Genomic DNA, 20,780 nt, shown 5'->3' with positions numbered 1-20,780 from the left:
GACCCTACTCCCCGCCCTCCGGCTGCGCTTCCGCAGCGGCGCGGGCCGCGGGCGCGAGCGCGTCGAGGATGCGCCCGATCGCCGCGTCGTCGTGCGCAGCGGTCGCGAACCACGCCTCGAACGCGCTCGGCGGCAGATTCACGCCGCGGTCGAGCATGGCGTGGAAGAAGGCCGGATAGCGCCACGCCTCCTGAGACCGCATCTGGGCGTAGTCGCGCGGGGCGCTCGGGAAGTCGCCGAACACCGGCGCGAGCAGCGTGCCCGCGCGCTGCACCCGGTGCGGCACTCCGGCCGCATCGAGCGCGCTCGCCAGACCCGCGGCGATCGCGTCCGCGGCACGGCCGAGACGCGCGTAGGCGTCGTCGTCGGCGAGGCGCAGCGTCGCGAGGCCCGCCGCGACGGCCACCGGGTTGCCCGACAGCGTGCCGGCCTGGTAGACGGGCCCGAGGGGCGCGAGCAGATCCATGAGCTCGGCCCGACCGCCGAGGGCCGCGAGCGGGAGGCCGCCGCCGACCACCTTGCCGAAGGTGAACAGGTCGGGCGCGATCCCTGGCGCCACCGTCGCCGATTCGATGCCCCAGTACCCCGATGGGCCCGAGCGGAAACCGGTGAGCACCTCGTCGAGGATGACGAGCGCGCCGTGCGCGTGCGCGAGGCGGATCATGGCCTCGGTGAAGCCGGGGGCGGGCGGCACGATACCCATGTTCGCCGCCGCGGCCTCCGAGATCACCGCGGCGATGCGGTCGCCGTGCTCGGCGAAGGCGGCCTCGAGCACGGCGACGTCGTTGTAGGGCAGCACCAGCGTCTGCGCGGCCGTCTGGGCAGTCACGCCCGCGGAGCCCGGCAGCGCGAGCGTCGCGAGCCCCGACCCGGCTTCCGCCAGCAGCCCGTCCGAGTGCCCGTGGTAGTGCCCGGCGAATTTGATGATCAGGGGCCTGCCCGTCGCGCCGCGGGCGAGGCGGATCGCCGTCATCGTGGCCTCGGTGCCGGTCGAGACGAGGCGCACCCGCTCCACTTCGGGAACGCGTCGCACGATCTCCTCGGCGAGTTCGGCCTCCTCGGGGGCCGATGCGCCGAAGCCGAGCCCGCGCGCCGCCGCGCGCTGCACCGCGGCCACCACATCGGGGTGGGCGTGCCCGAGGAGTGCCGGCCCCCACGACGCGACCAGGTCGACGTACTCGTTGCCGTCTGCATCGACGACCAGCGGCCCGGCCCCCGAGACGAGGAAGCGCGGAGTGCCGCCGACGGAGCCGAAGGCGCGTACGGGCGAGTTCACGCCGCCCGGGATGACCCGCGCGGCCCGCTCGGCGAATCGGGCGCTCGACGCGACGTCCCGGCTCATCGCAGCCACCCCGCGAGTTCGACGGCGAAGTAGCTGAGGACGGCGTCGGCCCCCGCGCGTTTGATGCTCAGCACCGATTCCTCGATCGCGCGGCGACGATCGAGCCAGCCGTTCGCGGCGGCCGCTTCGATCATCGCGGCCTCCCCCGACACCTGGTAGGCCCAGACGGGCACCGGGCTCTCGGCGGCGACCTCCGCGAGCACGTCGAGGTACGACATCGCGGGCTTCACCATCACGAAATCCGCGCCCTCGTCGAGATCGAGGCGCGCTTCGCGCAGACCCTCGCGCCGATTCGCCGGATCCTGCTGGTAGCCGCGGCGGTCGCCGACGAGCTGGGATTCGACGGCATCGCGGAACGGCCCGTAGAACGCCGAGGCGTACTTCGCGGAGTACGCGAGCAGGGCCGTCTCCTCGTGGCCCGCGCCGTCGAGCGCCTCGCGCACCGCGGCGACCTGGCCGTCCATCATGCCCGAGAGCCCGAGCACCGCGGAGCCCGCGTCGGCCTGCGCGACGGCGATCGAGCGGTAGCGTTCGAGCGTGGCGTCGTTGTCGACTCCGCCGTCGGGGTCGAGCACGCCGCAGTGCCCGTGGTCGGTGAACTCGTCGAGGCACAGGTCGGTCTGCACGACGAGCGCGTCGCCGACCTCGGCCGTCACGGCGCGGGCGGCCGCGTTGAGGATGCCCTGGGGGTCATCGGCGGCTCGACCGAGGGCGTCCCGCTTCTCGGGGATGCCGAAGAGCATGATGCCGCCGATACCGGCCTCGGCCGCTTCCGTTGCGGCCCGGCGCAGCGAATCGAGCGTGTGCTGCGAGGTGCCGGGCATCGACGGGATCTCGCGCGGGCTCGCGATGCCCTCGCGCACGAACGCCGGCAGGATCAGCTCGGCGGGGTGCAGGCGGGTCTCGGCCACGAGCCTGCGCAGGGCGGGGGTGCGCCGCATGCGTCTCGGCCTGATGGTGGGTGCGTGGGTCATGGTGCGGTGTTCCTGTTCGCGGTGGTGGGTTCGGCGGAGGGGTGCGGTGCGCCCGGGCCCGTGATGCGCGCGGCGAGCAGCTGCTCCGCGGCGTCGAGCATGGCGGCGATGGTGTGGTGCGCGGCGACGACGTCGGGGGCGATGCCCGACCGCTGCAGGGCGCGTGCGGTCGGCTCCCCCATCGCGACGACGAACGAGGCCGGGGGCAGGGGCGCGAATCGGCGCGCGATCTCCCGGGCGACGGAGGCGCTGCTCGCGAGCAGGATCTCCGGGCTGCCCGCCGCGACGGCATGGGCGGCGACCGGGTCGTCGGCGGTCGGCAGGGTGCGGTAGGCGTCGACGCGGTCGACGTCGTGGCCGGCGTCGCGCAGCGCGGTCTCGAGCTCGGTGCCGGCGATCTCGGAGAGCGGCAGCAGCAGCTTCGCCGGGACAGGGATCGCCGAGCGGAGAAGCTCCGCGAGCCCGGCGGCGGAGAACTCCTCCGCCGGGACGAGCGCCGCGGTGAGGCCGTGGCGACGGAGCTCTGCGGCCGTGGCCGGCCCGACGGCTGCGATGGGGCGGTCGTCGGCCGCCTGCGCGCCCGCCCGCGCGAGGGCCTCGGCGCCGCGCGGGCTCGTGACGACGACCCAGTCGTAGCCTCCGCGGTTCCAGGCGGCGACGGCGTCTTCGAACGGGATGGGGTCGAGGGGCGGCGCCGTCTCGATGAGCGGCACCACGTACGGCCATCCGCCGCGCTGCCGTATCGCTGCCGACCAGCGTTCGCCGGCCTCGCCGCCGCGCGGCACCAGGACCCCCCTGCCGGCGAGCGTCATCTCGCGCCTCCGAGCGGGGCGAGGGCCGCGGCACCGCGCTGCAGCAGCTCGGCCGCGACCGATCGGCCGAGCTCGGCAGGAGCCTGCGCGTCTGTGGGCGACCACGGGGCCTGCGCCGAGGCCGTCAGCGACGACGCGCCGTCGAGGCGGTACACCGCGGCGCTGAGGGTCAGCGCGCCCGCGTCGACCTTCGCGGTCGCGCCGACAGGGGCCGCGCAGCCTGCCTCGAGCGCGGCGAGCATGGTGCGCTCGGCGATGGCGGTCGCGCGCGACTCGGCGTCGTCGAGGGCGGAGAGCGCGCGGGCGATCGCGGGCGCGCCCGCGTCCTCATCCCGCACCTCGACGGCGAGCGCGCCCTGGCCGGCGGCGGTGGGCGCCTCGTCGAGCGGGAAGCGCTCGGAGATCGCGTCGGACCGGTCGATGCGATCGAGACCCGCTGCCGCCAGGATGACCGCGTCGAGGTCGACGCCGACGCGCCCGAGCCGGGTGTCGACGTTGCCGCGCAGATCGAGCACTGCGAGGTCGGGGCGTCGCGCGAGCACCTGGGCCGCGCGCCGCGGCGATCCCGTGCCGACCCGCGCTCCCGGGGGCAGCGCGGCGAGCGTGCCGCCCGGCCCGGCGCAGAGCGCGTCGCGCGCATCGGCGCGCGACGGGATCGCGCCGAGCGCGATGCCGGGGCACGGGCCCGTCGGCAGATCCTTGAGCGAGTGCACCGCGAAGTCGCAGGCCCCGGCGAGCAGCGCGTCGCGGAGCGCGCTCACGAACACCCCGGTGCCGCCGAGCTGCGCGAGCGGGGCGCGCGAGATGTCGCCCTTCGTCGTGATGATGACGAGGGCGACGTCGAGGCCGGTGGCCGCGGCGATGGTGCGGGCGACCGTCGTCGTCTGCGATACGGCGAGACGGCTGCCCCGCGTACCGACGCGGAGGAGCCCCGGTGCGGCGGGCAGCGGGCCGTCGGAGCGGAAGACGAGCCCGGCGCCCTCGTTGACGGCGTCCGGTGCGGTGGAGGTCATCGGATCGGCTCCTTCCGGCGGCGGGTCGCCGCCTCATCTGCGAGGCCGCGGGTCGCGGCGCGTGAGTGGGCGATGGTCGCGGCGAGACCGGTCCCGGCGACCCAGTCGCCGACGAGCACGACGCCCGCGGGGGGCTCGGGCGCGTCGGCCGGCGCGGGCGAGGCCATGATCCAGCGGCGCCGCGCCCACGCGACGACGCGGTCTCGAGCGATCGGCGTGCCGAGGATGCGGCCCGCGTCGCGGGCGGCGAGGTCGATCAGCTGCTCGTCGTCAAGGCCGAGCGTGCACGGGGGCTCGCCGGCGCGGCCGTACGACAGCCGCACGGCATGCCGGCCCGCCGGAAGGCCTGCCCCGCGGTCGGGCCACTTCGCGGTGACGTGCGTCAGCGCCTTGGCACGGGTGCCTCCCGCCGCTGCGCCGTCGCCGGCCGGTGCGACGAGCGCCCCGGTGCCGCGCGGGGCGCCGTCGAGCGCGGGGGCGTCGACGAGCAGCATCACGATCTCGACCGTGGAGCCGGCGGGCGCACCGGCTCCGGGCAGTGCGAGCAGGCGGCGCGCCACGGATTCGGGGGCCGCCATCACGACGGAGTCGTAGCCGCGCGGAGCGATCTCTGCGATGCCGGACGCGGCGGGGCCGGTCGCGGTGATACGCCAGTCGTCGCCCTGATGCGCGACCCCCGAGACGGTCGTACCGAGATGCAGCTCGGCGCCGAGCCCGCGCAGATCGGCCTCGAGCGCGTCGACGAGCGGGCCCATGCCGCCCGGAAGCGCGCCGACGGCGCTGCCCGCCGCCCGCGAACGGTCGCGCAGCGCGCGCGATGCCCGGAGTAGGGATCGGCCGCCGGAGTGCGCCTCGGCGAGGCCCGGCACCGCCGACACGGGCAGCTGCTCGGGCGGGGTCGAGTAGACGCCGAGGGCGATGGGGCGCACCAGGCGGTCGAGCACGCGGCGGCCGGCCCGCAGACGCACGAGCTCGGCGACGCTCCGCGCCCGGCCGCCGATGCGCCGCGGCAGCACCGGCTCGCACGCGGCCCGCAGAGCGCCGACCACACCGAGAGCCCGTACGCTCTCGCGCGAGAGCGGCGCCGCGGGCAGGCCGAGCGCGCCGGCCTCGGGGAACCTCACGGCGCGCGATCCCTGCACGCTCCAGCTGCCGAGGGGCGCCGGGGCGACGATCGCATCGGCGAGTCCCAGCTCCCCGATCAGCTCGGCTACGACTCCCCCGCGGGTCGCGAAGGCCTCGGCGCCGATGTCGAAGCGCCGCCCGTCGAGCCGGGCCCGAGCGATCTTCCCGCCCGGGCGCGGCTCGGATTCGAACACGTCGACCGCGGCGCCGCACCTCGCGAGCTCGCGGGCCGCGACGAGTCCGGCGACGCCGCCGCCGATGACGGCGACGCGCAGGTCACCCGGCATGGGCGAGCTCGACGATGCGGGTCAGGGCGTCGGGGTCTGCCGTCGGCGGCACGCCGTGCCCGAGATTCAGCACGTGACCGGGTGCTCGGCGGCCGCGCCGCAGCACGTCGCGCACATGCGCTTCGAGCACCGCGGCCGGGGCGTCGAGGGTCGCCGGGTCGATATTGCCCTGCAGGGGCACGGCGTCGCCGAGCCGCGCGCTCGCATCGTCGAGCGGGGTGCGCCAATCGACGCCGAGGGCCACGTCGCCCGGCTCGCCGCCGACGCGCGCGAGCTCTTCGAGCAGGTGGCCCGAGCCGACGGCGAAGTGCACGATCGGCACGGTACCGGCGACGGGTGCCAGCGCCGTGCGCGACGCGGGAGCCACGCGCTCGCGGTAGTCGGCGGCGCTGAGCGACCCGGCCCACGAGTCGAAGAGCTGCACCGCGCTCGCGCCCGCGTCGACCTGGGCGCGCAGGAACGCGCCGCTGAGCTCCGCGGTCCACTCGAGCAGCGCGCGCCAGGTCTCGGGGTCGGCGTGCATGAGCGAGCGCGCTCGCAGATGGTCGCGCGAGGGGCCGCCCTCCACGAGGTAGGCGGCGAGGGTGAACGGTGCTCCTGCGAAGCCGAGCAGCGGAGTCGCGCCGAGTTCGGCGACCGCGAGCGAGACCGCCCGGGCGATCGGCGCCAGGGACTGCCGGAGTCGTTCGGCCGGGTGCTCGGCCCGCATGCGCGCGACGTCGGCGGCGGTGCGCACTGGGTGCGCGAAGACCGGCCCCCGCCCGGCGACGAGCTCGACGTCGACGCCGGCGAGCAGCAGCGGCACGACGATGTCGCTGAAGAATACTGCGGCGTCGACGCCGTGCCGGCGCACCGGCTGCAGAGTGATCTCGGCGGCGAGCTCCGGAGTCAAGCAGGCCTCGAGCATCGGGGTCTGAGCGCGCAGCGCACGGTACTCGGGCAGCGAACGACCGGCCTGCCGCATAAACCATACGGGCTGCTGCTCCGGGCGCTCGCCGCGTAGGGCGCGCACGAGCGGTGCGGTCGAGGTGCGGCCGTCGCTGAGCGGGTGGCGCGCCGGGAGCGGGGCAGTGCCGTTCGGGCCGGGATTCACGGTGGGGCTATTCATCGGACGAAATAGTAACCCATAGATCTGATGAGATAGATCAGATCTATGGGGTATGTTTTCTCAGTGGCCCGAATCGGCCGACATGCCCCGGCCCGCGACTGACGAGATTTCCGATATGCTCCTGTGCTTTTCCGCTGATCACCGTACGACGCCGACCCCAGAACTCGAGAGGTTCGAGCGCCGCGGCGACGCGATCGCCGCGGCGCTGCGCGCACACGAAGCGGTGGCCGGTTCGATCGTCCTCGCGACCTGCAACCGATTCGAAGCCTATGCCGACATCCCGAGCGCGACCTCCGAAGCGGTGCTGTCGAGCATCGCCGATGCGGCAGGCCTCGAGACCGCCGCGATACGGCGCATCGCCGCCTGCAGCACCGACGAGGCCGCCGCGGAGCACCTCTTCGCCGTCGCGTGCGGGCTCGAATCGGCCGCGCTCGGCGAGGGCGAGATCGCGGGACAGGTGCGGCGCGCGCACGCGCGGGCGCACGAGCAGCAATCGGTCACCGACCTGCTCGAACGGCTGTTCCAGCGGGCGCATCGCGTTGCGCGCGACGTCAAGCACCGTACGGGACTGCAGGACGAGGGCCGCTCGCTCGTGCGCCTCGCTCTGGCGCTCGCCGAGCGGCGCATCGGCAGCTGGGAACGAGCCCGGGTGCTGCTGGTCGGCACCGGGGCGTACGCCGGCGCCACGGTCGCGGCACTGCGCGGCCGCGGGGCCGAGCGCATCGCGGTGCACTCCCCCTCGGGCCGTGCCGCCGAGTTCGCTCGCGCACGCGGGATCCGCGCCGTGCCCGAGCACGGCTTCGCGGACGCGCTCGCATCGGCCGATCTGCTGATCGCCTGCAGCAGCGTGCACGATCCGCTGCTGCACGCCCGCGACCTCGGCGACGTCGAGACTCCCCCGCCCCTCGTGCTCGACCTCGGCATGCCGCGCAATATCGACGCCGATGTCACGAGCGTCGCGGGCGTCGAGCTGCTCGACCTCGAGGCGATCGCGAAGCACGCCCCGGTACCCGAGCTGGGGGCCGCCGCCGAAGCGCGGCGCATCGTGCACGATGCCGCGATCGAGTTCAGCTCGGACCGAGCCGAGCGCGAGGCACTGCCCGCCCTCGTCGCTCTGCGCGGCCACGTGCTCGACGTATTGGAGGACGAGCTGTGCCGGGCCCGCGGGCCGCGCACGCCCGGCGACGCCGAAGCCTCCGCGGTCGAGCTCGCGCTGCGGCGCTTCACCGGCCGGCTGCTGCACGAGCCGAGCGAGCGCATCCGAGCACTCGGTCGCGCCGGTCGCAGCGCCGAAGCGCGGAGAGCGGCCGAGACCCTGTTCGGGCCGCAGTAGCCGGCCGATCACTCGAAGAGGGCCTGCGCGATGACCTCGCCCGAACGCACGCCGCCCGGCACGGCCCACAGGCCCGAGCCGATATGGCGGATGTACTCGTTCAGCAGGTCAGACTTCAACGAACGCTGCAGACGTACGAACGCAGCGGGGTCGCGCTGGAACGAGATGAAGAAGAGCCCGGCGCCGATCTGCCCGAGCCCGTTCGACCCGTCGACGTAGTTGTAGCCGCGGCGCAGAATGCGCACGCCGCCGTTGTTGCTCGCGTGCGCGAGCCGCACGTGCGCCGCCATATCGATGACCGGTGTGCCATCGGCGTGCGCCTCGAAGTCCGGCTCCTCGAATTCGGCATTGCCGGTGAGAGGCGCGCCGAGCATCTTGGTGCGCCCGAAGATGCGCTCCTGCTCATCGAGCGACGCCCGATCCCACGTCTCGATGGTCATGAGAATCTTGCGCGCCACGAGGTAGCTGCCGCCCCGCATCCATGCCGGAGCATCGTCGCCGACCCAGACGTGCTCGTCGAGCGCCGCCTGTTCGTCGGACATCACGTTCATCGTGCCGTCCTTGAACCCGAAGAGATTGCGCGGCGTATCCTGATCGCGCGAGGTCGAGGCCGTGCGCCCGAAGCCGAGCTGGCTCCAGGAGAGGTGCGCGCGCCCAAACGCCATACGCGCGAGGTTGCGGATCGCATGGACGGCGACCTGCGGGTCGTCGGCACAGGCCTGCACGCAGAGATCGCCGCCGCTGATGGCGTCTTCGAGCAGGTCGAATGCGAATGACGGCAGCGGCTCGAACTCCGCGGGCATGCGGTCGCGGATGCCGAAGGGATCGCCCTCGCCGTCGGCTCCGACGAAGATCGAACGGCCGAGGCCGAAGGTGAGCGTGAGGTGCCCGGCGTGCAGGCCCGCCGCCTCCCCCGTGTCCTCGGGCGGCAGCAGCCCGTTCTCCGGCTCGATTCCGCTCCCGATCGCCTCACCGCGCGTGAGCTTCTCCGCCGCGGCCGTCCAGTCGCGCAGCAGCCCGATGAGGTCGTCGCGGGTCGCCCCTTCGACCAGGGTGAAGGCCGCGAAGTGCAGACGGTCCTGGGCGGGGGTGGTGATGCCCGCCTGGTGGGCGCCGTGGAACGGCACGACGCCCGAACCGCCCCCGGCGCTCTGCGCGGCGAGGCCGGAGGCGATCGCCGCGCCGCCGGCACCGCCCAGGGCGAGCCCAGCGACGCCTGCGCCGAGCAGCCCGAGCAGACCGCGGCGCGAGGGGCGGAAGGCGCCGGCGCTCTCGGCGGGCGCGGCCGCTCCGGTCGCCTCCTCCGCAGGGCCGGTCGCGGCGGTCCTCCGACCCCCGGGCTCGACCTCCCGATCGGTCATGCCGAGTCGTTCCCGACGACGGCCGCAGTCAGCTTCGACATCGGCTCGCTCAGGGCATTCAGTTTCGCGGCGAGCCCGGAGCGGGCCTGCTCGTCGACCGTGTCGTACGCGACGAAGCCGGCATCGTACGATCCGTAGGTCTCGAGCAGGGCGAACATGTCGTCGAACGACCGGTCGATCGCGGCGACGAGCTCTTCCTCCCCGTTCGCTTCGGCGAGCGGGCGCACCGTGTCGAATGCGACGTAGGCGCCTTCGACGTTCGCGGTGAAATCCCAGAGGTCGGTATGGGCGAACTCGTTCTCCTCGCCCGGCAGCTTGCCGTCGGGGGCGGCGATCTCGTCGAGCAGCCCCTTCGCACCCTCCGAGATGTCGGCGAGGGTCAGGGAGAACTGGGGGTCCGCGACCTTCTCTTTCAACTCGGTCACGTCGGCGACGAGCCGGTCGCCGACCTCGGCGCGCTGCTCGGGGGTGAGCGGCGTCAGGTCGGGGTCGCCCGCGTAGTCGCCGTTCGCGACCGCGGCATCGTGCCAGAGGTCCATCTCGATACGGTGGAAGCCCGTGAACGGCAGCCCTTCTTCGTCGGCGCCGGGCTTGCGGTAGTCGATCTTCGGGTCGAGGTCGCCGAACTGCTCGGCAGTCGGTTCGATGCGCTCGTAGCTGATGCGGGCGACCGGGAAGAGCTCCTTCGCGGTAGCGTCGTCGCCGGCCTGGTAGGCGTCGACGAAGGCCTGCACCTGCGGCACGAGCTCCTCCGACTGCCCCTTGACGTAGGCGACGTACTGCGCCACGACGGCATCGACCTCGGGCGAGGTCTCGAGCGCGTCGCCGGTCACCGTGAAGCCGGCGGTGCCGACGCCGGCGCCGATCATGCCGGGCTTGCAGCTCGTGAAGTAGTCGCCCGGGCCGAGCTGCACCGTGAGGTCGCGGCTGGCCCCCGGAGCGATATTCTCGACCTCGCCGACGATGGTGAGCCCGTTCTCGCCGAGCACGTAGAACTCCGTGACTTTCGCGCCGTCGTTCGTCACGGAGAAGGTGATGGTGCCGCTCGACGCTTCCGCGGTCTCGGGCGCGCACGAGTCGTCTGCGGCCGAGACCGCGATGCTCTGCGACTCCGTGGCGGTCGCGTTCGGCACGCAGCCGGTGAGCAGCAGCGCACCGGCTGCCGTGATGCAGAGTGCGCTTGCGGCGGCGCGGGGGGTTCGACGGGTCACGGGTGTCCTTTCGCAGGGGCGGGAGCGCCAGGGATCGCCGGTGCGGCCGAGGCCTTCGTCCGGCGGCGGGATGCGCGGCTCTCCTGCGCGTACGAGCGTCGCAGGAAGAGGGTCAGGGTCGGCACGATGTACGCGGCCCATACGATCAGTTCGAGTTTCGTCATCTCGGGCGAGAACCCGATCGCACCCTTCAGCAGCGCGCCGAGCGCTCCGTCGGGGGCGATGATGTGCGGGATGCGGAACGCCCACGCCGCCTCGCCGAACCACGACGCGAGCGCGGGGCCCGCGGTCGCGGGCGCTTCGGCGAAGGGACCGGGGAGGAAGGCGGCCTCCTGCAGGTCGTGGACGCCGTACGCGAGCACGCCTGCCGCGAAGACGATCAGCAGCACGCCCGTCCATCGGAAGAAACGGGTGAGGTCGATGCGCAGCATGCCGCGGAAGAGGGCCCAGCCGAGGAGAACGGCGACGACGATGCCCGAGACCGCGCTCAGGAAGCCGATGAGCGGCGAGACGTCGCTCGCCCGGGTCGTCGCCCAGATGAAGAGCGCGGTCTCGATGCCCTCTCGCCCGACCGAGATGAAGCCGATTGCGGCCACGCCCCAGCCGCTGCCGAGAAGGGCCCGGTCGACGCTGTCGCGCAGCTCGCGGCTCAGCCCGCCGGCCGCGCGCAGCATCCAGAACACCATCCAGGTGACCATCGCGACGGCGGCGATCGAGAGGATTCCGCCGATCGCCTCCTGCGCCCGGAACGAGAGCCCGTAGGCGCCGTAAGTCAGTACGGCCCCGGTGACGAGCGACAGCAGCACCGCCGCCGCGACGCCGATCCAGATCTTGCGCGCCGCATCCGGACGGTTGATCCGCGTGGTGTATGCGAGCAGCACGCTCACGACCAGCGCTGCCTCGAGACCCTCGCGCACACCGATCATGAGGGTTCCGATCATGCTGCCGACCAGCCTCTCCGATTCATATGATGACAGTAAGGCTTGCCTTACAAGAAGAAGTTATCACATATCATCAGATGTTCCGCCGCGCTCCCGCGATCCGAACGGAGCGGGCGCAGGATCAGCCCACGACGCGCGCGAGCAGCTCTTCGGGCGAGCACCGCGGCCCGGTGAAGAACGGCGTCTCCTCGATCACGTGGCGCCGCGCATCGACCGCGCGCAGCTCGCGCATGAGATCGACGATGCGGATGAGATCGTCCGCCTCGAACGCGAGCAGCCACTCGTAGTCGCCGAGAGCGAAGGCGGCGACCGTATTCGCCTGCACGTCACCGAAATCGCGTGCTGCGGCGCCGTGCTCCCGCAGCATGGCGCCGCGTTCGGACTCGGGCAGCAGATACCATTCGCGCCCGCGCACGAAGGGATACACGCAGATGTAGTCCTTGGGGTCGGTGCCCACGAGGAAGGCGGGGATGTGCGACCGGTTGAACTCCCCCGCGCGATGCGCGCCGATGTTCGACCAGACCGATTCGAGGCGCCCGCAGCTCCATTCGAGCACCGTTCGATAGGCGGCCTGCAGCGCCTCGGTGGTCGGCGCGTGCCACCAGATCAGGATGTCGGCGTCGGCGCGGAATCCGGCGACGTCGTACCACCCGCGGGTCGTGAGCCCCTCGATCGCATCGAGTTCGCGCACCAGACCGCGCACGATCTCATGCCGGGCCGGCGATACGCCGATGCCGCGGTCGGGGCCCGCGATACGGAATACGGAGTACATGGTGAAGTTCACCGCCGCGTTGATCTGCTCGGCGACCTGGGGAGAGATGTCGTGCAATGCCGATGCGTGTGCGGGTTCGGTCATGTCAGTGCCTTTCTGCGGATGGAGTACAGGGTTGCGGGAGCCGGGAGCGCCGCGGCCGTCAATCGACGTCGCCCGCGATCACGGGGATGCCGGTCGCCTCGCCGTGGCGCATGCGGCAGCTGCCGGGCGGTGCCTCATCGGGCAGCGCTTCGAGCGCCCCGACGACATGCGATTCGCGCGGCTCGCCCCGCTCGCGGGCGCTGCGCTCGAGCACGAGGTCGACGAGGCCGCCGACGAAGGCCTGCCGCACCCCGACCGTCCCGGCGCGCACAGCGGCGAGGCCGAGCCCGACGGCGGTCTCCATCGCCTCGACATCGAGGTCGAACGCCACCTCCATGTGGTCCGAGATGAAGCCGATCGGCGCGATCACCACTCGCGTGGTGCCGTTCGCGGCGAGATCGGCGAGGTGGTCGTTGATGTCGGGCTCGAGCCAGGGAGTCGAGGGACTGCCCGAGCGAGAGCAGTAGGCGAGCGAAGAGGTCACGCCGACTCGGTTCCGTTCGATGAGCAGCCCGTCGATCGCGCTCCGCACGTCCTCGTGCTGCTCCCGGTACCCGGGTCCGGTGACGGCCGATGCCTCCTGCATCGTGTCGGGGATGGAGTGGGTGACGTACACGATATGCGCGCCGTCGAGGCCGCCCGGAAGCCCTGAGGCGGCCTCCTCGATCGCCTCGAGATTCGCCTGGACGAAGCCGGGATCGTTGAAGAACGGCCGCACGATATCGATCTCGGGAGCATGCTCGCCGAGCTCGCGGACCGCCGCCGCGAGATGTTCGCGGTACTGTCGACTGCCCGAGTACGAGGCGTAGGCGCTGGTCACGATCGCGAGCACGCGGCGCACGCCGAACGCGTGCGCATCGCGCAGGGCGTCCACGGTGTACGGGTGCCAGTTGCGATTGCCCCAGATCACGGGCAGGCGCGAACCGCGCACATCGAGCTCGGCGCGGAGCGCGTCGACGAGCTCGAGGTTCTGCTCGTTGATGGGGCTGCGGCCGTCGAAGCGGGTGTAGTGCTCCCCGACTTCCGCGAGGCGCGCTTCGGGGATCCCCTTGCCCCGCGTCACGTTCTTGAGGAAGGGGATGACATCGTCGGGGCCGTTCGGGCCGCCGAAGGAGCAGAGGAGGAGCGCATCGTAGGGCTGGGCAAGATCCGTCATGATCTCGACGCTAGCACCGGAGTACCTGTAGATCTGATGTATAAGATCAGATCTGAGGATCGGTGCTGCTGCGGACGGCCCGCGGGTGCGCGCTCGATATAGTTATGGATGTTCTGAACCATTCAGGAGTGCACCATGACCAGCTCCACTCGCGGATCGCAGAAGGCCCGCGACACCCTCGACTTCCTGCGCGGGAGGATTTCCAGCGGCGATTGGGCCGTGGGATCGCTGATCCCGAAGGAGGTCGAGCTCATGACGCTCATCGGCGTCGGCAAGTCGACCGTGCGCGAGGCCGTGCGCTCGCTCGCCGCGTTCGGCATGCTCGAGACCGTGCCCGGCGTCGGCACGTTCGTGCGTTCGCGTACGCCGGTCAGCACGATCCTCACCGAGTTCCTCGCCGAGCACGACCTCGAAGAGGTGCTCGTCTACCGGCGCTCGCTCGAGATCGAGGCCGCCCAGCACGCCGCCGTCACCCGCACCGACGAGCAGCTGCGCGGGCTCCGCGAGGCGCTCGAGCGCTCGCTCGCGGCCGGCGATCGGACGACCGACACCTGCGACCGGAGCGTCGACCCCGACTCGTTCCACATGCGTGTCGTCGAGGCCAGCGGCAGCACGCTGTTGCACGACCTGTATCTCGGCGTGCTCTCCGTGCTGCAGCGCGCGAGCCTCGAGGGGCGCATCATCCTCGGCACGACCGTCGAGACCATGCACCGCGATCACGAGGCCGTGCTCGCCGCGATCGAGGCGAAGGATGTGCGCAGCGCGGCGCACTCCATGGCGCTGCACGTCGACCGCGACCTCGGGCTGCGCACCGACATGCTCGACTTCTCGCCTCAGACGGAGCGCGCGACCTCGCTCATCGACGCCGGGTACGCGCCGAGCGAGGACGACAGCCCGGCTCCGCACCCCGCCGCCGGCCGATAGGGCGGGCCCGCGCCGGGCTCCGGCGACGTCAGCCGACGAGCGCGCGAACCGGGTCGGGCGTCAGGAGCTCGAGTTCGCGCAGCACCGCGAGCACCTGCTCGTGCCGGTTGAAAGTATAGAGATGGATCGACGGCGCGCCGCCCGCGAGCAGCTCGCGCGACAGCTCCACGATGTGCTCGACCCCGAGCTCGGGCGCGAACCCGCCCGACTCGTCCATCTCCCGTTCAAGCTCCGCGGGCGCGGGCCTGCCTGCGAGGGCGGCGACCTTGCGCAGCTGCGCGCTCGTCGACGCGGGCATGAGACCCGGCACGACGGGCATCGTGAGCCCCGCCGCCCGTGCGTCGTGCACGAACGCCAGATACTCCTCGGCTCGGAAGAAGAGCTGCGTGATCGCGAACTGCGCTCCCGCCTCCTGCTTCGCGATGAGCCAGTCGATGTCCGCTGCTCGCGACCGCGAGAGCGGATGCCCGTTCGGGTACGCCGCGACGACGGTGCGGCCCACGCTCGTGAAGGCGGGCCGCTCCGCGCGCGCCTCGGTGATCAGCTCGACGAGTTCGAGTGACGAGAGCGAACCGGCGACCTCCGGCGACTCCTCGGTCGCCCCGCGAGGCGGGTCCCCGCGCAGCGCGAGGAAGTCGTGCACGCCGGCATCCATGATGCCGTGGATCGCAGCGCGTACCCGATCGCGCGGCTCCCCCACCGTCGTGAGGTGCGCGAGCGGCAGCGCGTCGGTGTGATCCCTGAGATACTTCACCAGGTCGAGCGAGGCGTCTCGGTTCGAGCCGTTCGCACCGTAGGTGACCGAGATGAAATCGGGCCCCGCGGCCGACAGGTGCTGCACCGCGTGCCCGAGCGCGAGCGCTGCGGCTCCGGTGCGCGCCGGGAAGACCTCGAACGAGAAGCGGGCCCGCGTGGGCGCGCTCCCGGTGAGCAGCAGGGCGTTCACGAGACCTTCTCCTTCGGGATGCCGACGCCGGTCGCGCCGTACCCGGCGTACGACAGCGGCACAGCCGGGGCTCCCCCGCCGAGGGTGCCGCTCGCGATCGCCGTACCGCGCACGCGGGCCGCGATCTTCGCGAAGGCGACATCGCGGGCGAAGTCGGGCGACCCGTGCCGGGGTTTCTCATCGATGTTGTACGGCGAGAAGCCGCAGTCGTCGGTCGAGCCGAGCAGCTCGGCGGGAATGAATCTCGCGGCCTTCACCAGCTGATCGGCGATCTCCTCCGCCGTCTCGAGCTTCGGCCGGGTCGGCTGCGTCACACCGAGCAGCACCTTCGGTGCACGGCCGCCCGAGCGCGCGCGCTGCCGCAGCTGCCGCCCGACGAGGCGGGCGACGCGGTCGGGGTCGTGCTCGCCGGCGGCCTGCACGAGGAAGTAGCCGGCCTCGATCTGGAACAGTTCCGGAATGAGCCCGGAGTAGTCGACGTCGGCGCTGTGCACGGAGTCGTTGTCGTTGCCGGGGCAGGTGTGCACGCCGACGGCGTCGCGCTCGTACGGTGCGAGACGGTCGAGCACGCGATTGATCAGCGAGATGAACCCGGCGAGCGCCTGCGGCCCCGCCCACGGGGCGCGCAGGTCGCGGCGCAGCGCGAGGCGCCCCTCCGTGAAATCCATCGTCACCCGGGTCGCGCCGGCGGCGAAGCAGCGCCTGATGTCCTCGGCGCAGCCGGCGACCACGTCGTCCAGGAACTCCTCGCGCGAATAGTCGCCGAGCCCGGCCTCGGGCACCATGAGCGAGAGCATCGACGGCGAGATCACGGCCTGCTTCAGGGGGCGGTCGGTGAGCACGCGGGCGGCCGCGACATCCTCCGCCGCCCAGTCGCGGAACACGAACGGTGCCCGCGCGAGACTCGGGATCACCCGGTGATGCCCGTCGGCGAACACCGCGAACACCGGGCCGGCCTCCGCGACGGCGGCGTCCGAACTGCCGAGCGGGTAGCTCGCGAAGCTCTGCCGCCGCTGCTCGCCGTCGCTCACGATCGGCGATCCGGTCGCGGCGAAGCGCTCGAGCGTATCGCGCACGGCGCGCTCCTGCTCCGTACGCAGCTCGGCCTGCGTCGCGAGCCCCGTCGACGCGTCGATCACGACGCGCTGCAGTCGCGTGGGCCGCGGCAGGGAGCCGACGGGCTCGGTGGGGAGCCCGTCGGCCGGCCAGACCGTCATGACGCGTTCGCCCCCGCAAGTGCGTCGTCGAGCTCCGCCGCGCGCCCCTCGACCGATGCAGCCGCCGGCAGCGCCGCACGCACGGCCCGCGCCGCCTGCACGAGGTGGGTGAGGCTCGCCACGGTCTCCTCGTATCCGCGGGTCTTGAGGCCGCAATCGGGGTTCACCCACAGCTGCTCGCCGGGAATGCGCGCTGCGGCGATGCGGATCAGCTCCTCCTGCTCCTCGACGCTCGGCACGCGGGGCGAGTGGATGTCGTAGACGCCGGGGCCGATGCCGCGCGAGTAGCCGTGCGCACCGAGGGGATCGACGACGTCCATGCGGCTGCGGGCCGCCTCGATCGAGGTGACGTCGGCGTCGAGCCCGTCGACCGCGTCGATGATCTCGCCGAACTCGGAGTAGCAGAGGTGGGTGTGGATCTGCACATCCGCCGCGGCGCCGCCGGTCGCGAGCCGGAAGGCGCCGACCGACCAGTCGAGGTAGGCGGCCTGCCGATCGCGATCGAGCGGCAGCAGCTCGCGCAGAGCGGGCTCGTCGACCTGCACGATGCGGATCCCTGCCGCAGCGAGGTCGTCGATCTCATCCCGCAGCGCCAGCGCGACCTGCGCGGCCGTGTCGGCGAGCGGCTGGTCGTCGCGCACGAACGACCACGCGAGAATCGTGACGGGGCCGGTGAGCATGCCCTTCACGAGATGGGAGGTCAACGACTGCGCGTACGCCGACCAGGCGACCGTGATGGCCTCCGGGCGCGAGACGTCGCCCCACAGGATCGACGGGCGGGTGGCGCGCGTGCCGTACGACTGCACCCAGCCGTGCTCGGTCACCGCGAAGCCGTCGAGGTGCTCGGCGAAGTACTGCACCATGTCGTTGCGCTCGGCTTCGCCGTGCACGAGGATATCGAGGCCGATCTCCTCCTGCAGCCGGATGACGCGCTCGATCTCCTCACGCAGGAAGCCGTCGTAGGCGGCCTGGTCGATCTCGCCGCGGCCGTACGAGGCGCGCGCACGACGGATCTCGCCGGTCTGCGGGAACGACCCGATCGTCGTGGTCGCGAGCTGCGGTATCCGCAGGGATCGCTGCGCCTCGCGGCGCTCCTCCTCGGAGACGCGGCCGCCCGAATCCGCCGCCCGGGCGACGCGATCGCGGATGCCGTCGATGCGCACGCCTGCGGCGCTCGCCCGGTCGGCGAGCACCCGCTCGGTCTCGGCGAGCTCGGTCTCGATCGAGGCGGCGCCGTCGTCGAGCCCGCGTGCGAGCACCGCGACCTGCGCGACCTTCTGCTCGGCGAAGGCGAGCCACGACGCCAGGCGCGCGTCGAGCTTCGTCTCGTCGTTCACGTCGTGCGGCACGTGCTGCAGGGAGTTCGAGGTGCCGACGACCACATCGAGGCCTGCGGCCCGCAGCGTCTCGAGCCGGGCGAATGCGGCGCGCAGGTCGGTGCGCCAGATGTTGCGGCCGTCGACGACGCCCGCGACGAGCTGCGTGCCGGCGAACGCTGCGGCGAGCGCGCCGCTCGCGAGCGCCGCCTCGGGCAGCGCACCGCGCACGAGGTCGACCTGCACGGCCTCGACCGGGAGCGCGCCGAGGCGCTCGAGCGCCTGCGACGAGTCGCCGTAGGGCGCGGTGAGGAGGATATGCGGGCGCGCAGCACCTGCTGCCGCGCCGCCGAGCCGCGCGTAGGCGCGCTCCACGAACGCCAGCGTCTCGTCGCGGGTCGCGGGCAGCGAATCCGAGACGAGCGCCGGTTCGTCGAGCTGCACCCACGTCGCGCCGGCCGCGGCAAGCGCCTGCAGCAGCTCGGCGTACGCGGCGACCGCGTCGTCGAGGCGGTCGATCGGCGAGAAGCCCGCGGCCGCCTCGTCGGAGGCCTTGGCCAGCAGCAGGTACGTGACGGGGCCGACGAGCACGGGGCGCGACTGGATGCCCTGCGCCGCCGCTTCCGCGACCTGCGCGACGAGCGACTGCGCGTTCGCGATGAAGGGGGTGCGCTCGTCGATCTCGGGCACGCTGTAGTGGTAGTTGGTGTCGAACCACTTGGTCATCTCGAGCGGCTGGTGATCCTTGTCGCCTCGTGCCAGGGCGAAGTAGACGTCGAGATCGGTCGCGCCGTCGCGCTCGGCCACATCGGCGAAGCGGCCGGGTACGGCGCCGAGGGCGAGGGTGGCGTCGAGCACCTGGTCGTAGAAGCTGAAGCTCTCGGGCACGGCTCCCCCCGTGACGGGGAGGCCGAGCTCGACCAGGCGGGCGCGGGTCGCTGAGCGCAGTTGCCGGGCGGTCTCGCCGAGCTCGGCTTCCGAGATGCTGCCCTTCCAGAACGATTCGACGGCGCGCTTGAGCTCGCGGCGTCGCCCGATACGGGGGTAGCCGAGGATCGTGGCGTGGGGCAGGGGCGTCGTTGCGGACATGCGGTCCTCCGGGGTCGGTGTGCGAGGGGCTCGGCCCCGATCCCGTGCCGGAGCCACGCCCAACGTAACCGGCTCACCGGCCCTGCGGCCCCTATGTTTCGCCGCATGAACTACGAAGTGTTACGCCGCCCTGCCGCGGGCGCGCATCGGCTCATTCGAGAAAGGGTTCGACCTTCGCATACATCTCAGCGGTCACGAACGCGCGCACGAGCGTGCCCGATTCGAGATACTCGGTGTCGATCACCCGGTTGCGCTCGTGCAGCTCGGCGACGAGCTCCCCGCGGTCGTACGGGATCACGACGGCCACCTCGCGGTCGGGCACGGGGAGCGCCGCGTCGATGCGGCGCATGAGCTCGTCGATGCCCTCGCCGGTGCGCGCGGAGACGAAGACGGCGTCGGGCACGAGCCCGTGCAGCACGAGCCGCTGGGAGTCGTCGATGAGGTCGGATTTGTTGAACGCCACGAGTTCGGGGATGCCCTGCGCGTCGACCTCGGCGACCACCTCGCGCACGGTGCGCAGCTGCGCCTCGGGGTCGGGGTGCGAACCGTCGACGACGTGCAGGATCACGTCGGCGGCCGCCACCTCCTCGAAGGTGGAGCGGAACGCCTCGACGAGCTGATGCGGCAGGTTGCGCACGAAGCCGACGGTATCGGCGTAGGTGAAGCTGCGGCCGTCATCGGTCTCGGCATGGCGCACGGCCGTGTCAAGGGTCGCGAAGAGCTGGTTCTGTACGAGCTCCTGCGTACCGGTCAATCGGTTCAGCAGGCTCGACTTGCCGGCGTTCGTGTAGCCCGCGATCGCTACCGAGGGCACCTCTCCGCGCTTGCGGTTGGCGCGCTTCGTCTCACGTGCGGGTGCGAAGCCCGCGATCTGCTTCCGCAGTCGCGCCATGCGGGTGTGGATCTTGCGGCGGTCGAGCTCGATCTTCGTCTCGCCCGGGCCGCGCGACCCCATGCCCGCGCCGCCGGCGCCGCCCGCACCGACCTGGCCGCCGGCCTGGCGCGACATCGACTCGCCCCAGCCGCGCAGGCGCGGCAGCAGGTACTCGAGCTGCGCCAGCTCGACCTGCGCCTTGCCCTCGCGGCTCTTCGCGTGCTGGCTGAAGATGTCGAGGATGACGGCGGTGCGGTCGATGACCTTCACCTTCACGACGTCCTCGAGCGCGCGGCGCTGGCTCGGTGCGAGCTCGGTGTCGGCCACGACCGTGTCGGCGCCGACCGCGGCGACGAGCTCCGCGAGCTCCTGCGCCTTGCCCTTGCCGAGGTAGGTCGCCGGGTCGGGGTTGGCGCGGCGCTGCAGCAGCCCGTCGAGCACTGCGGCACCCGCGGTCTCGGCGAGCGCCGCGAGCTCGCGCAGCGAGTTCTCGGCGTCCTCCGCACTGTTGCCGTCGCCGTAGCCGGTGTAGATGCCGATGAGCACGACGTTCTCGAGCCGCAGCTGGCGGTACTCGACCTCGGTGACGTCTTCGAGCTCGGTCGAGAGGCCGGCGACGCGCTTCAGCGAGGCGCGGTCCTCGCGCTCCATATGGATCGCATGCGACTCGTCGTCGAGCTCGTCATGGGCGGCGTCGCCGAGCGCCTGGGCGCCGCTGCGCAGATCGCGGATCACGGTGGCACCGGCGCCCGTGCCCTCGGCGCGCTGCAGGATGCGCTCGAGCGGGTCGGTCTGTTCGTTCATCGACTCATTCATCTGGGCCCCAGTCTACGTCGGGGCGCGGGCCGCCGCTCGGCCTGTTCGCTCCGGGCGGTCGTGCGCCCCCTTCCGCCCT

At 72.6% G+C, this 20,780-nt stretch carries 17 protein-coding genes; 2 read left to right on the top strand and 15 right to left on the bottom strand.

Going from position 1 to position 20,780, the window contains the following annotated elements:
• Window positions 1-4 precede the first annotated feature (4 nt).
• Genes ACUYTF_RS09655 through hemE form a run of 6 tightly spaced genes read right to left on the bottom strand, consistent with a single transcriptional unit; the run spans window position 5 to window position 6,661 of the window.
• Complete coding sequence (locus ACUYTF_RS09655; protein ID WP_434142638.1) at window positions 5-1,342, bottom strand: glutamate-1-semialdehyde 2,1-aminomutase; 1,338 nt, start codon at window positions 1,340-1,342, stop codon at window positions 5-7.
• Entirely contained in the window at window positions 1,339-2,316 is a 978-nt protein-coding gene (gene hemB, locus ACUYTF_RS09650; protein WP_434142636.1) for a porphobilinogen synthase, read from the bottom strand. The genes ACUYTF_RS09655 and hemB overlap by 4 nt, the downstream gene beginning before the upstream one ends.
• Window positions 2,313-3,128 carry a uroporphyrinogen-III synthase gene (locus ACUYTF_RS09645; protein WP_434142635.1) on the bottom strand — a complete coding sequence of 272 codons (816 nt, stop codon included), beginning with the start codon at window positions 3,126-3,128 and terminating at the stop codon, window positions 2,313-2,315. The genes hemB and ACUYTF_RS09645 overlap by 4 nt, the downstream gene beginning before the upstream one ends.
• Entirely contained in the window at window positions 3,125-4,141 is a 1,017-nt protein-coding gene (gene hemC / locus ACUYTF_RS09640; protein WP_434142634.1) for a hydroxymethylbilane synthase, read from the bottom strand. The genes ACUYTF_RS09645 and hemC overlap by 4 nt, the downstream gene beginning before the upstream one ends.
• Complete coding sequence (locus ACUYTF_RS09635) at window positions 4,138-5,553, bottom strand: FAD-dependent oxidoreductase (protein WP_434142633.1); 1,416 nt, start codon at window positions 5,551-5,553, stop codon at window positions 4,138-4,140. Before ACUYTF_RS09635 ends, hemC begins: the two co-directional genes overlap by 4 nt.
• Entirely contained in the window at window positions 5,543-6,661 is a 1,119-nt protein-coding gene (gene hemE / locus ACUYTF_RS09630) for a uroporphyrinogen decarboxylase (RefSeq protein WP_434142632.1), read from the bottom strand. The genes ACUYTF_RS09635 and hemE overlap by 11 nt, the downstream gene beginning before the upstream one ends.
• A gap of 115 nt (window positions 6,662-6,776) precedes the next feature.
• Between hemE and ACUYTF_RS09625 the strand changes: the two genes are divergently transcribed.
• Window positions 6,777-7,994 carry a glutamyl-tRNA reductase gene (locus ACUYTF_RS09625; protein ID WP_434142631.1) on the top strand — a complete coding sequence of 406 codons (1,218 nt, stop codon included), beginning with the start codon at window positions 6,777-6,779 and terminating at the stop codon, window positions 7,992-7,994.
• Between the two features lie 8 nt (window positions 7,995-8,002).
• Here ACUYTF_RS09625 and efeB read toward each other — a convergent pair whose 3' ends face one another.
• From efeB to ACUYTF_RS09600, 5 genes are all read right to left on the bottom strand, one after another.
• Window positions 8,003-9,355, bottom strand: coding sequence for an iron uptake transporter deferrochelatase/peroxidase subunit (gene efeB / locus ACUYTF_RS09620; RefSeq protein ID WP_434142629.1), 1,353 nt, complete (start codon window positions 9,353-9,355; stop codon window positions 8,003-8,005).
• Window positions 9,352-10,566, bottom strand: coding sequence for an iron uptake system protein EfeO (gene efeO, locus ACUYTF_RS09615; RefSeq protein WP_434142628.1), 1,215 nt, complete (start codon window positions 10,564-10,566; stop codon window positions 9,352-9,354). Before efeO ends, efeB begins: the two co-directional genes overlap by 4 nt.
• On the bottom strand, window positions 10,563-11,507 hold the full coding sequence (efeU, locus tag ACUYTF_RS09610) for an iron uptake transporter permease EfeU (RefSeq protein WP_434142627.1): 945 nt from the start codon (window positions 11,505-11,507) through the stop codon (window positions 10,563-10,565). Before efeU ends, efeO begins: the two co-directional genes overlap by 4 nt.
• A gap of 121 nt (window positions 11,508-11,628) precedes the next feature.
• Window positions 11,629-12,363, bottom strand: coding sequence for a hydrogen peroxide-dependent heme synthase (hemQ, locus tag ACUYTF_RS09605; protein WP_434142626.1), 735 nt, complete (start codon window positions 12,361-12,363; stop codon window positions 11,629-11,631).
• A 58-nt stretch (window positions 12,364-12,421) separates the two neighbouring features.
• On the bottom strand, window positions 12,422-13,519 hold the full coding sequence (locus tag ACUYTF_RS09600; protein ID WP_449279662.1) for a ferrochelatase: 1,098 nt from the start codon (window positions 13,517-13,519) through the stop codon (window positions 12,422-12,424).
• Window positions 13,520-13,654: 135 nt separating this feature from the next.
• Here ACUYTF_RS09600 and ACUYTF_RS09595 point away from each other — a divergent pair, with 135 nt between their 5' ends.
• On the top strand, window positions 13,655-14,443 hold the full coding sequence (locus ACUYTF_RS09595; protein ID WP_434142624.1) for an FCD domain-containing protein: 789 nt from the start codon (window positions 13,655-13,657) through the stop codon (window positions 14,441-14,443).
• Between the two features lie 28 nt (window positions 14,444-14,471).
• On the opposite strand, the gene ACUYTF_RS09590 is transcribed toward ACUYTF_RS09595, so the two are convergent.
• The 4 genes from ACUYTF_RS09590 to hflX form a co-directional block, all read right to left on the bottom strand.
• Complete coding sequence (locus tag ACUYTF_RS09590; protein WP_434142623.1) at window positions 14,472-15,389, bottom strand: methylenetetrahydrofolate reductase; 918 nt, start codon at window positions 15,387-15,389, stop codon at window positions 14,472-14,474.
• Entirely contained in the window at window positions 15,386-16,606 is a 1,221-nt protein-coding gene (locus ACUYTF_RS09585; protein WP_449279661.1) for a hypothetical protein, read from the bottom strand. The genes ACUYTF_RS09590 and ACUYTF_RS09585 overlap by 4 nt, the downstream gene beginning before the upstream one ends.
• Window positions 16,603-19,011: a 5-methyltetrahydropteroyltriglutamate--homocysteine S-methyltransferase gene (metE, locus tag ACUYTF_RS09580; protein WP_434142621.1), complete on the bottom strand. Its 2,409-nt coding sequence runs from the start codon at window positions 19,009-19,011 to the stop codon at window positions 16,603-16,605. The genes ACUYTF_RS09585 and metE overlap by 4 nt, the downstream gene beginning before the upstream one ends.
• A 151-nt stretch (window positions 19,012-19,162) precedes the next feature.
• The gene (hflX, locus tag ACUYTF_RS09575) at window positions 19,163-20,689 is read right to left on the bottom strand and encodes a GTPase HflX (protein ID WP_434142620.1); all 1,527 of its coding nucleotides are present in this window, start codon (window positions 20,687-20,689) and stop codon (window positions 19,163-19,165) included.
• Window positions 20,690-20,780 lie beyond the last annotated feature (91 nt).

The sequence above is a fragment of the Leucobacter sp. GX0328 genome, assembly GCF_053567315.1.
This window is presented reverse-complemented; position numbering and strand designations above follow the sequence as displayed.